Origin of the sequence: Vulcanococcus sp. CPBay_Sum15L08_68 (assembly GCF_017855895.1) — a bacterium.
GTDB lineage: Bacteria > Cyanobacteriota > Cyanobacteriia > PCC-6307 > Cyanobiaceae > Vulcanococcus.
This window is the reverse complement of sequence record NZ_JAFMFX010000063.1, coordinates 1-10,571: the sequence shown is the minus strand read 5'-3', so window position 1 is coordinate 10,571 and position 10,571 is coordinate 1. Positions and strand designations below refer to the sequence as shown.

The window sequence follows — 10,571 nt, the reverse complement described above, 5'->3', positions numbered from 1 at the left end:
GTCTCCCCCGAGCCATCGCTTATTGCCTCGCTTCGGCGGGGCTTTTTGCTGTCTGCGTTCACTCCACGCCTAGGGTCTGGCCAGTTAAACCGGGGAGTGATGCAGGCATTCCGACAGGTCTTGCCGTTCTTGGCCTGCGTGGCGCTGGCGCCTTCCAGCGCACTGGCCTGCAGCTGCTCACCGGCCATCGAGACGCCCATCACTCAGCTGTATCGCTGGCAAATCGGACGGCAGGACACACCGGGGCGCCCTGAGCTGAAGTCCATCCAAAACCTTCTCAGCCCAGCGTTGTACCAGGACTTGAGCGCTGCCTATCAGCTCAACCCAGGTGAGGGGCGTGGCTATTTGGATTTCGATCCCTTCAGTGGCACGCAGGTTTACACCCACAACGTGCTCGTGGTGGGCTGCAGCGGCGACAGTGCCGATGTCGCGGTGTTTACGGGTCTGAAAGGACGTCTCTCCGAGACTCCACAACGGCTCTCTCTGCAGATGCAGCAGACCGCCGATGGATCATGGGTGGTGGGTGATGTCAGCTACCCCAGTGGGTTCCAGCTGAGCAGTGTTCTCTCTGGCTTGTTGAAGCAGTGATCCCTCTTCTCTGTCTCTGCGGCCCGTCCGCTGCCGGGAAAACCAGCATGACGCGAGCCCTGCAGGACCTTCTGGAGAGTGACGGCATCAGGGTGTTGCCACTGTCCTGTGATGACTACTACTGGCACGAATGGACCCCGGATGCGGTCTACGGCTACGACACCCCTGCCGGAATTGATGCCGAGGCTCTGCTTGCTGATCTGGAGCAGCTCTGCAGGGGGGACGCCACCAGCCTTCGCCGCTACGACATGGTCAGCCACCAGGCCCGGCACGAGCCTTTGATTCAGGCCTATGACCTGATTGTTCTCGAGGGCGCCTTTGGTCCCCAGCTCCTGCTGGAGGAGCCGCTGCTGCGATCGATGGTCTATCTGGAGCTCACGATGCCGCTGCGCCTCTGGCGACGCCTACTGCGTGATCGCCGTGAACGCGGGCATTCCTTGGCCTATGTGATTCGGCAGACCGTGCTGGAGACGCTGCCCGGGGAAAGGGAATTCATTCTTCCCTTGAAACCGCAAGCCGACCTGGTCATCCAAAACAGCACGGCAGGCCTTGCGACACTGACGGAACACGCCCGCTCCCTCCTGGTGCCATGACCCGTGACGATGGAGCGAGGCTGATCAATGGACCCGAGACGGCCAACACCACACTCCTTCTTGCCCACGGTGCAGGCGCACCGATGGATAGCCCCTGGATGAACACCGTGGCCGAAGGCATCGGCAATTGCGGTGTTCGGGTGGTGCGCTTCGAGTTCCCCTACATGCAGCGAAGTCGGGAGCTGGGTCGACGTTGTGGACCAGATCGACTCCCCAAGCTCCTGGATGCCTACCGCGAGGAGGTAATCCGCGAACAACAGCGGCAAGGTGGCGCCAATCTGTTCATCGCTGGGAAGTCCCTCGGAGGGCGCATCGCCAGCCTGCTCATCGACACGCTGAGCGACGTCCAGGGTTGCCTGTGCCTTGGCTATCCCTTCCATCCCCCAGGACAACCAGAGTCATTGCGCACCGACCATCTCGAGGTCATGCACTCCCCGTGCCTCATTCTCCAGGGGGAACGGGACAGCTTTGGACGCCGTGAGGAAGTGGAGCGCTATCCACTGGCCGCGTCGGTGGAGTTGACCTGGTTGCAGAGCGGAGATCACAGCTTTAAGCCCACCAAGGCCTCCGGACTCACTGAGTCAGACAACTTGCAGGCCGCCATCGACCACTGTCAGAACTTCATGACCCATCACCAGCGCGGGTAGCCCAGGCGACGGAAGAACAAGGGCAGTGTGACCAACACTTGTGGAGCCAACACGGCCACCGAACAATGCGCGAGGTCGTCTTTCGCGTTTCCTGCTCAGCTGAAAACCTGCAAGCCCAAAGTGAGCAACCGCAGCTGAGCATTCGCTCCAGCAACCTTGAGGAACTGCACTACGCAGCTCGGGATGCCTTGATGAACCACTTCGGCCCCAGCCATGGGGCCTATCGGGTTCGCTTTACGCGCTGAGGGTCTCGAGCGCCTGGGGGATGCGCTGGAACATGTAGCCCAAGCCCCGAGCGGTGAGGATCAGTTCCGGGTTTTCGGGATCATCCTCGAGCTTGGCCCGCAGCCGGGAGATGTGCACATCCACCACTCGGCTGTCGGAGGAGCGCTCGGGCTTATAGCCCCAGACCTTCTCCAGCATGTCCAGGCGACTGATCGGTTCGCCAGACCGGCTAAGCAGAAGCTCAAGCAGGTTGAACTCCATGCCGGTCAGTCGGATGCGCTCATCGCCCCGATGGGCCTGACGCTTGTTGAAGTCGATGCTGAGGTCACCCACGACCACCACATGGGCCGTGCGGCCGGGCCCGGCCACCCCATTGGCCTGAACAGAGCTGACGCGCCGCATGACGCAGCGAATTCGCGCCTCCAGCTCCTTCGGGCTGAAAGGTTTCACCATGTAGTCGTCGGCGCCAAGCTGCAGACCCGTGATCCGGTCTGCCACATCGCCGAGGGCGGTCAACAGGATGATCGGGACCTCCGACTGGGCACGAATGCGCTCGGTCACGGCAAAACCGTCGAGCTCCGGCATCATCACGTCGAGAACCACGACATCCGGTTCTGATGCGCGGAAATGCTCGAGTGCCTGGGCTCCGTTCTCGGCAAGGGTCACTTCGTGACCAAGCATCACCAGGCGGGTCTCAAGGATTCGACGAATGTTCTCTTCGTCATCTGCGACCAGGATCTTGAGGGGAGCGGTCGTCGTCGCTTCAGTCATCAAGAGGGGATCAGATGCTGTTCTGAATCAACGAATAGCCGAGTGGGTTCCCGTTTATGAAGGAACAACAGGCTTTGTAACGAAGCCGCGGCGGGACTGTCCCTGACTGCTTAGTTCTCCTGTTCTGTGAAGGCGTCCAGCAGAACGGGCACCGTCACGATCGGGTCAAAGCTCGTAATCGCAGGCTGCGGAGTGGGCTCGGCCTGACGGCGGAAACGATTCGAACTGGTCCGACTGGGGGCCGGCGAGCTCGCCTGAGGGGAGGCGCTTGGTTGGTCCGCCTCGGAGCGGCGACGGATTGGATTACGCCGGGTCGCCTCTGGACGGGTCGTGGACAGTGGCCGCTGGATCGGTTGGTCCTTCAACTCCCCGCGGAGCTGGTTCAGTAGCCGAAAATGGCCGGTGGTGTTGTATTTCCGCAGCAGCGACGGATCCCAAGCCATTAGCGCTGGTCTGTAAGACCCTCAGCCTATTGGGCAGCGCGGGTGCAGGAGAAGCGTGATAAATTGTTGCGGTGACAACTGGAAGTCGATCCGGGTTCGGGTTAACCGAAACGTTGGGTCTAATCCCTGTCTCCACCAATCATTTCACGGATTATGTCGAGGCTCGTCGGTCTTCAGGCTCCTGACTTCACCGCCACTGCAGTGGTCGATCAGGAATTCAAGGAGGTGACCCTCTCCTCATACCGCGGCAAGTACGTGGTGCTGTTCTTCTACCCCCTGGATTTCACCTTCGTCTGCCCGACGGAGATCACGGCCTTCTCCGATCGCTACAGCGAGTTCTCCAGCCGTAACTGTGAAGTCCTGGGCGTCTCCGTGGACAGCCAGTTCTCTCACCTCGCCTGGGTGCAGACCGACCGTAAGAACGGTGGTCTCGGCGACATCGCCTATCCCCTGGTCGCTGACCTGAAGAAGGACATCGCCCGTTCCTACGAGGTGCTGGACGAGGAAGCCGGTGTGGCCCTGCGCGGTCTGTTCATCATCGATCCCGATGGTGTGATCATGCAGAGCACCATCAACAACCTGCCCGTCGGCCGCAGTGTTGACGAGACCCTGCGTCTGCTCCAGGCCTTCCAGCACATCCGCAACCACCCCGACGAGGTCTGCCCCGCCAACTGGACCCCTGGCGAGAAGACCATGAACCCCGATCCCGTGAAGAGCAAGGAGTTCTTCGCTGCTGTGAACTGATCCCCAGTTCCCATCGATCTACGGGGGCCGAGAGGCCCCCTTTTTTATGTTCAATCAGGGGCTGCCAGGCTCAGTTCCCCTGTCGCACCGTCCAACTGCGCTGGAACGCCGAGGGGAAGTGCCATGTTGGGCCGCCCGTGGCCGACTGGTAGCTGATGCACCAGCGGGATACCCAAGTTGCCGAGCCGCTCCTCGAGGATCTCCTCCATTGAGAAGTCCCCTGGCAAGACATCGTCCTCAGCCCAGCTGAAGCGCCCTAGGCCAATCCCCCGCACACCATCGAGCAACCCTGAGCTGCGCCACTGCGTGAGCTGCCGATCGACGCGATAGGGAGCTTCACCGGTGTCCTCCAGCACCAAGATCTTGTCCCGCAGGGCGGGAAGCCAAGGCGTACCGATCAAGCTCGTGGCGATGGTGAGGTTGCTCACCACCAGTGCTCCGCGGGCGATGCCTGGCCGTAGACGCCGGCCCTGAAGGGATGCCACAGGCCTCCCCTTGAGCAGAGAAGACAGGCGTTCCCACTGAAGGTCCGATCCGCCAAACCAGCCATGCACCCCACCGCAACTGCCTGCGGCGAGTTGGGCGAGGAGCACCGCTGAGCAATCTGAAAACCCAACACACCAGCGTGGGGTGGCCGGGATGGACCAGCCCTGCTCGAGCACGCGTGCACTACCCCAGCCCGCCCCGACCAAGAACAGTGCATCAATGGAGGGATCGAGCCAGGCCTGCCGCAGGGAGGAGGCGCGCTGCTCATCCGTCCCGGAGAACCAACGCCACTGGCCCAAGAGTTCAGGCGGAGTGAGAAGCCGCCAACCCTCCTGCCGGCAGCGCCGCCGCAGGAGCTCCAACGTCGGATCCTCTCGCTCAAGCCAGGTGCCTGGTGCGAGCGCTGCAATCCGTGCTCCCGGCTTCAACGGTGCCGGGCCGCGCTGCGTCGCTGCTCGGGAGCGGGCAGCCAGGGGAACCGCTGCCGCTAGTGCCCCAAGGAGCAGCTCACGGCGGCGCCAGGGTTTCATCCCAACAGGCTGGCCAACAGACGGCGTCCATCGACCCCACCGGTCGCTGGGTCACAGGCCCGTTCGGGGTGGGGCATCAGGCCGAGCACATTGCCCTGGGCATTGGTCAGGCCAGCCACGTCGGCGACAGAGCCGTTGGGATTGCGGCAGTAGCGCAACACCACTTGGCCTTGGTCCTCAAGGGCCTTGAGGTCATCGGGAGCGGCCTGGTAGCGCCCCTCTCCATGGGCGATAGGGAAATTCACCACCTCGCCGCTGCTGTAGCCCTGCAGCCAGCTGCACTGGCCCGGCTCAACGCGAAGATCCGTGGGCTCGCAGATGAAGTGGAGTTTCTGGTTACGGGTCAGGGCGCCTGGCAAGAGGCCCATCTCGGTCAGCACCTGGAAGCCATTGCAGATTCCCAGCACGCGACCGCCGCGCTTCGCGAAGGCCGCGACTTCCTCCAGCACAGGGGCGAAGCGCGCAATCGCTCCGCAGCGCAGGTAGTCGCCGTAGCTGAATCCGCCTGGAATCACCACGGCATCAAGACCACTCAGATCCCGCTCCTCATGCCAGAGGAAGCGGGTTTCGATGCCCAAACAGCCCTGGGCTGCCCACTGGACATCCCGGTCACAGTTTGAGCCGGGAAAAACAACGACACCAAGGGTCATGGCTCAGGCTCCAGCGCTGGAGTCGTCCTTGAGCTCGAGGGTCCAGTCCTCGATCACGGGATTGGCCAACAACCGGTCACTCAACAGCTCCAACTGCTGACGGGCGGTCTGGGCGTCAGGAGCCTCAAGCTCCACCTCCACGGCCTTACCGATCCGCAATTTGCCGATGCCATCGACACCCAGGCGTGAGGCAGCGGCTCGGGTGGCTTCACCAGCGGGATCGAGCACGGAGGGCCTCAGGGAGACCAACACACGGGCAGAGAAGACGGGCACCTGAGCTCTAGGTGGGGTTTGTTAAATCTTGGCAGGCCGGCTGACGCTGGACCCGGCTGTGGTCAGGTTGGAGGGGGTCCTAAGGGGTCGCCGTGGATCGCTTGCCGCTGCTGACTGGGCTGCTGACAGCCTGGGCACTCCTCACCACCCAGGTCGCCAAAGGGGAGGAACCCTTTTCGCTTCCGCTCGAATGCCAGCTCGAATCGGCCCGTTGGCAGCCCTGCACGCTGACCGTTGAACGGCTCGGGGAGCACTGGTGGCTCCAGGTCGGTGGGCGCCGACTGGACTTTCACCACGACGGACGGGGACAGATCGAACTTCAGGAGGCGGCAAGAGAGCCCCGGCTTGTTCAGCCCCACTGGAGATCTGAGCAGGCCCTCTGCTGGGGGGGCATCTGCGCCAAAGGAGCCTTGCCGCTGGACTAGCCCAGACCGGCGATCAACTGATCCTTCAGGGCTGAACCCTTGAGGGACAGGCCCAGGGCGACAAGCTCCAGACCGTCGTCGTTGGGGCGCTCCAGCCGCGAACCGCTGTCAAACCAACACTCCAGACGCGGGCCAACCGCCTGAATCTGCAGCGGGTGGGTTTTACCAGGCAGCCAAGCCCGTCCCTTGAGACGCAGCAGGCCTTGGTCTGTAATGCAAGCCGGCAACAGGGCTTCGAGCTGGGCTTTGTTGGTCACTCCCTGCCACCGGAAGGCAACCGACTCCATCGCCACGTGGGTGTGGTCATGGTGATCGTGGTCGTGGTCGTGGTCGTGGTGATGATCGTCGTCGTGTTCGGGGCGATCGAGTCCCATCAGCAGAGCCGCTGGGACGTCGCCGCGGGCCATGGGCAGAACAGACACGCCGCTGCGGACCTGGTCGCTCAAGCGGCGGCGGAGACGGTCGACGGCCTCCTCGCTTAAACAATCCGCCCGGCTCATCAGCACGAGATCGGCGGCCTCGAGCTGATCGTCGAAGAGCGCGTTGATGTCACTGAGGTGATCCAGGCTTGGATCGGCCTGTCGTTGGGCCTCGAGGGCACTGGGATCGGCAACGACACTTCCGCCACTCAATGCCTCACCGTCGACAACGGTCACCACGCCCGTCACACGGGTCTTGGTGCGAATCTCAGGCCAGCGGAAGGCCTGCACCAGGGGCACGGGCAGGGCGAGGCCACTGGTTTCGACGACGATTCCATCGAGTTGGTCAGCGCGCTGCAGCAACTGCTGCATGACCGGCAGAAACTCGTCCTGGACGGTGCAGCAGAGGCAACCGTTGGCCAGCTCAACGACCCGTCCGTCGAGCTCATCCTCAGGGCAAAAGCCGCAGCTGCGAATCAGATCGCCATCGATCCCCACCTCACCAAACTCGTTCACCAGAACGGCAAGCCGCAGGCCACTGGAGACCAGCAGCTGACGCAACAGTGTCGATTTACCAGCGCCAAGAAACCCGGTCACCACCGTGACCGGGAGGCGTGATGCGGGTGCCACAGTCATGGTCAGGCGACGAGCGCGGTCCAGGTGAAGGCGGCGCCGATGCCGACCATCACACCGGCGAGGAGCTGTTTCTGGCTCAGCGGGAGCTCCTGGCTGAAGCGACGCAGGCCAACGAGGGAGAGGGTCAACAGAGCGCCTTGGCTGAGCAACAAACCCAGCAGGTAGAAGGCAATGGGGGTGGACTCCCAGCCAATCACCGAGGCGCTGAGCACATAACCGTGCAGAGCGAAGGCGGGAATCAAGCTGAGGGCAGGAAGACGGCCCACGATCACGAGGCCCTCGACCACCAGGGAGAGGGAGACCAGTGCCTCGGCACCAGGCAGACCGGGCAACCAAAGACCCAGTGCCGTGGCGCTGAGGCCCACCAGCAGCAACGCCATGGTCCAACGCATGGAGCGTTGAAAGCCGACCAGGGCCAGGGCAATCAGAAAGAGCAGATGGTCAGGCCCCAGCAGCGGGTGGGCCAGACCACTGATCAATCCACTCACCGGTGAGGGAACCAGCGCCATGGACTCCATCGGGTGATGGGCCAGAGCTGGCGCGGCAGAGAGGGAAGCCAGCAGGAGCGCAGGGGCCCCGAAACGCTTGAACATCAATAGGACTGGTCCGCGCCAGGTGATTTATGGGAGTGAACCGGCGGGCGTTCTGACTGGAGCCCTGGGGACAGGACTCTTCACAGCTGCGGGACAGCGCCGGAATTACACCGGACTTTCCCCGTTTCCTCCTCGGGCTGATCCCCCGAAGAACCGGAGCACTGAGCCTAAGCGCTGATTAACGACAGGCCAGGCTTTCGCGGGTATCGACACCCGTACGTGGATTGACGCCGCTGGCCCGGGCACAAAGGGCCTTCTGCTGCGGAAGGTCCAGAACCGCGTCGGTGAAGTCCGTGCCTTCGATGACCGCGCCGGTGAACTTGCTGTTCATCAGCATCGCGTTGCGAAAGACCGCACCGCTGAGGTCAGCGTTGTCAAAGCGGGTGGCGAAGGCCACGGCATCCTCGAGATCAGCCGCCGAGAGGTTGGCGTTTTGCAGATTGGCGGTGTTGAACACGGCCCCGCGCAGGTCGGTCTCACTGAGGTCAAACCCCTCCATGGAGGCCTTTAGAAACTCCTGCTGCTGAAGGTTTCGGCCGTGCATGTCCGGTTGCAGGTCCTGAGCGCTGCGCTGACCACGTAGTTCGGGGGCGGTAATCGCCAAGGCCGGGGAGGCCACTGGAAGAACAGAGGCCAGCAGCAGAACAACGCCGAGGGCGAGGGTGCTCAATGAGCGGGCCACGAGCAACTGAATGAGCGCAACGAGGTTCCGCACTGCAGCTTTAACTTGGGCGCTCAAGTTATTGCAGGCGGATACCGGAGCGCGACCGATGAGCAAGACCCTTCGGGTGGTGGTCCCTCCCCATCCCCTCATTGGCCATTGGCTGACCGTGTTGCGGGATCGAGAGACCCCTCAGCCCCTCTTTGCAACGGCCATGGCCGAACTGGGTCGATGGTTGACCTATGAGGCCATGCGGGACTGGATTCCTTACCAGCGGGTGCAGGTGCAGACACCACTGGCCCAGACGGAAGGGACCATCGTTGACGGTTCGATTCCGGTACTGGCTGTGCCGATCCTCCGAGCTGGATTGGGGCTATGGGACGGAGCCAAGTCGGTGATCCCTAGCGCTGCCGTCGCCCACATGGGCCTGCAACGGGATGAGGCCAGCGGTCGCTGCCGCTGTTACTTCAACGGTCTTCCGGAGACCATCCCCGCCAATGCAGGGGTGCTGGTCTTTGAACCCATGGTGGCCACTGCTGGAACGCTCCTGAACGTGCTCGAACAGCTGGAGACCAAGGGGGTGACTGGCCAACGGGTGCGGGTGATCTCAACCCTTGCCGCCAGTCCCGGGTTGAAAACCCTCGGTGAGCGCTACAGCGATCTGACCATCTACACCGGCTGTATCGACGCCGAGTTGGACGATCAGCAGCGCATCGTTCCTGGCTTAGGTGACGCTGGCGACCGTCTGTATGGCAGGCCGCAGTCAGGCTTCGTAGGCTGAGGCAACTTCAAAGCAGGTCCACGCGATGTCCAACCGAGACGGCGGTTCAGGTTCTCTGAGCACCCTCTTGGTTGGTGCTGTGATCGGTGCCGCTGGCTTTGCCTGGTGGCTCTATTCCGAGGCTGAGCGGCGCCAGCAAAACACCCGGCAACAGCGAAGCCTGCGCCTAAGTCGGCTGGCCGATCACGACGATCAAGCCTTTGACCCCAACAGCGACCGCCCGGTGGTCCGGGAGGTTGAACTCCAGGACAAGGTTCAAGAGCTCAACCAAGCGATCGAAGACGTTCGCAGGCAGCTCGAGGGGCTGAGCCCCCAGAGCTGACAGGGCTCCTCGGTAGGTTGCTGGGAAGACAACCCCGCAGCCATGCTTCGCTCCGCCGCGATCACCCAGGGCATTCAGCGCTCCCCCAACCGCGCCATGTTGCGGGCTGTCGGTTTTGGAGACGCTGACTTCAACAAACCGATCATCGGCATCGCCAACGGCTACAGCACGATCACGCCCTGCAACCTGGGCCTCAACGATCTGGCCCGCCGGGCTGAGGATGCGGCTCACGCGGCGGGTGCCATGCCCCAGATGTTCGGGACCATCACCGTGAGTGATGGCATCTCGATGGGCACCGAAGGGATGAAGTATTCCCTGGTGAGCCGCGAGGTGATCGCGGATTCAATCGAGACAGCCGTGAACGGTCAGAGCATGGATGCGCTGCTCGCCATCGGCGGCTGCGACAAAAACATGCCTGGGGCCATGCTGGCCATGGCGCGGATGAATATCCCCTCGATCTTTGTCTACGGCGGCACGATCAAGCCCGGCAAGCTCGGCGCCTGTGACCTCACCGTTGTGAGTGCCTTTGAGGCGGTGGGTCAGTTCAGCGGTGGACGGATCGACGAGCAGGAGCTCACGGCCATTGAGAAGAACGCCTGCCCTGGCGCCGGCAGTTGCGGCGGCATGTTCACCGCCAACACGATGAGTGCGGCCTTCGAAACCATGGGCCTGAGCCTGCCCTACAGCTCCACCATGGCTGCCGAAGATCCTGAAAAAGCCGATAGCGCTGCCCGCAGCGCGGAGGTGCTGGCTGAGGCGATCAAGGCCAACATCCTTCCCCGCG

17 protein-coding genes and 1 riboswitch are annotated in these 10,571 nt (G+C 62.8%); of the genes, 9 read left to right on the top strand and 8 right to left on the bottom strand.

The features are described from left to right. Window positions 1–99: 99 nt before the first annotated feature. From QZ189_RS09375 to QZ189_RS09360, 4 genes are all read left to right on the top strand, one after another. Window positions 100–588: a DUF3828 domain-containing protein gene (locus QZ189_RS09375; RefSeq protein ID WP_296418515.1), complete on the top strand. Its 489-nt coding sequence runs from the start codon at window positions 100–102 to the stop codon at window positions 586–588. Beyond that, window positions 585–1,181 carry a nucleoside kinase gene (locus tag QZ189_RS09370; RefSeq protein ID WP_296414968.1) on the top strand — a complete coding sequence of 199 codons (597 nt, stop codon included), beginning with the start codon at window positions 585–587 and terminating at the stop codon, window positions 1,179–1,181. The genes QZ189_RS09375 and QZ189_RS09370 overlap by 4 nt, the downstream gene beginning before the upstream one ends. After that, entirely contained in the window at window positions 1,178–1,828 is a 651-nt protein-coding gene (locus tag QZ189_RS09365) for an alpha/beta family hydrolase (protein WP_296421613.1), read from the top strand. The genes QZ189_RS09370 and QZ189_RS09365 overlap by 4 nt, the downstream gene beginning before the upstream one ends. 65 nt (window positions 1,829–1,893) lie before the next feature. Continuing rightward, window positions 1,894–2,073: a hypothetical protein gene (locus QZ189_RS09360; RefSeq protein ID WP_010316962.1), complete on the top strand. Its 180-nt coding sequence runs from the start codon at window positions 1,894–1,896 to the stop codon at window positions 2,071–2,073. On the opposite strand, the gene rpaB is transcribed toward QZ189_RS09360, so the two are convergent. Both rpaB and QZ189_RS09350 read right to left on the bottom strand, forming a co-directional pair. After that, window positions 2,063–2,824 (bottom strand): response regulator transcription factor RpaB, encoded by a 762-nt coding sequence (gene rpaB, locus QZ189_RS09355; RefSeq protein WP_247478376.1) that lies wholly within the window; start codon window positions 2,822–2,824, stop codon window positions 2,063–2,065. The genes QZ189_RS09360 and rpaB overlap by 11 nt on opposite strands. Before the next feature lie 110 nt (window positions 2,825–2,934). Next, window positions 2,935–3,267 carry a hypothetical protein gene (locus QZ189_RS09350; protein ID WP_296414962.1) on the bottom strand — a complete coding sequence of 111 codons (333 nt, stop codon included), beginning with the start codon at window positions 3,265–3,267 and terminating at the stop codon, window positions 2,935–2,937. A 153-nt stretch (window positions 3,268–3,420) separates the two neighbouring features. Here QZ189_RS09350 and QZ189_RS09345 point away from each other — a divergent pair, with 153 nt between their 5' ends. After that, window positions 3,421–4,011 carry a peroxiredoxin gene (locus QZ189_RS09345; protein ID WP_010316955.1) on the top strand — a complete coding sequence of 197 codons (591 nt, stop codon included), beginning with the start codon at window positions 3,421–3,423 and terminating at the stop codon, window positions 4,009–4,011. A 50-nt stretch (window positions 4,012–4,061) separates the two neighbouring features. Here QZ189_RS09345 and QZ189_RS09340 read toward each other — a convergent pair whose 3' ends face one another. The 3 genes from QZ189_RS09340 to purS are packed head-to-tail and all read right to left on the bottom strand — an operon-like array spanning window position 4,062 to window position 5,950. After that, window positions 4,062–5,027 carry an LD-carboxypeptidase gene (locus QZ189_RS09340; RefSeq protein ID WP_296418511.1) on the bottom strand — a complete coding sequence of 322 codons (966 nt, stop codon included), beginning with the start codon at window positions 5,025–5,027 and terminating at the stop codon, window positions 4,062–4,064. Next, complete coding sequence (purQ, locus tag QZ189_RS09335) at window positions 5,024–5,677, bottom strand: phosphoribosylformylglycinamidine synthase subunit PurQ (protein ID WP_010316953.1); 654 nt, start codon at window positions 5,675–5,677, stop codon at window positions 5,024–5,026. Before purQ ends, QZ189_RS09340 begins: the two co-directional genes overlap by 4 nt. Before the next feature lie 3 nt (window positions 5,678–5,680). Next, a complete protein-coding gene (purS, locus tag QZ189_RS09330) occupies window positions 5,681–5,950 on the bottom strand; it encodes a phosphoribosylformylglycinamidine synthase subunit PurS (RefSeq protein WP_010316952.1) in 270 nt (89 codons plus the stop codon). A gap of 92 nt (window positions 5,951–6,042) precedes the next feature. On the opposite strand from purS, the gene QZ189_RS09325 reads away from it, so the two are divergent. Next, the gene (locus QZ189_RS09325) at window positions 6,043–6,375 is read left to right on the top strand and encodes a hypothetical protein (protein WP_296414954.1); all 333 of its coding nucleotides are present in this window, start codon (window positions 6,043–6,045) and stop codon (window positions 6,373–6,375) included. Here the strand turns inward: QZ189_RS09325 and cobW are convergent. The 3 genes from cobW to QZ189_RS09310 all read right to left on the bottom strand — a co-directional run bounded on the left by cobW (window position 6,372) and on the right by QZ189_RS09310 (window position 8,738). Next, a complete protein-coding gene (gene cobW, locus QZ189_RS09320) occupies window positions 6,372–7,430 on the bottom strand; it encodes a cobalamin biosynthesis protein CobW (RefSeq protein WP_296421611.1) in 1,059 nt (352 codons plus the stop codon). The two genes, QZ189_RS09325 and cobW, sit on opposite strands and share 4 nt — an antisense overlap. A gap of 2 nt (window positions 7,431–7,432) precedes the next feature. Next, a complete protein-coding gene (locus QZ189_RS09315; protein WP_010316949.1) occupies window positions 7,433–8,023 on the bottom strand; it encodes a HupE/UreJ family protein in 591 nt (196 codons plus the stop codon). Between the two features lie 24 nt (window positions 8,024–8,047). Further along, a riboswitch (cobalamin riboswitch) is annotated at window positions 8,048–8,196 on the bottom strand. 5 nt (window positions 8,197–8,201) lie between these two features. Next, on the bottom strand, window positions 8,202–8,738 hold the full coding sequence (locus QZ189_RS09310) for a pentapeptide repeat-containing protein (protein ID WP_296414947.1): 537 nt from the start codon (window positions 8,736–8,738) through the stop codon (window positions 8,202–8,204). A 55-nt stretch (window positions 8,739–8,793) separates the two neighbouring features. Here QZ189_RS09310 and upp point away from each other — a divergent pair, with 55 nt between their 5' ends. The 3 genes from upp to QZ189_RS09295 all read left to right on the top strand — a co-directional run. Then, window positions 8,794–9,465 carry a uracil phosphoribosyltransferase gene (gene upp, locus QZ189_RS09305; RefSeq protein WP_296414942.1) on the top strand — a complete coding sequence of 224 codons (672 nt, stop codon included), beginning with the start codon at window positions 8,794–8,796 and terminating at the stop codon, window positions 9,463–9,465. Window positions 9,466–9,490: 25 nt separating this feature from the next. Beyond that, window positions 9,491–9,787: a hypothetical protein gene (locus QZ189_RS09300; RefSeq protein ID WP_247478349.1), complete on the top strand. Its 297-nt coding sequence runs from the start codon at window positions 9,491–9,493 to the stop codon at window positions 9,785–9,787. A gap of 42 nt (window positions 9,788–9,829) precedes the next feature. Continuing rightward, a partial coding sequence (locus QZ189_RS09295; protein WP_296421610.1) for a dihydroxy-acid dehydratase occupies window positions 9,830–10,571 on the top strand: 742 nt, incomplete at its 3' end.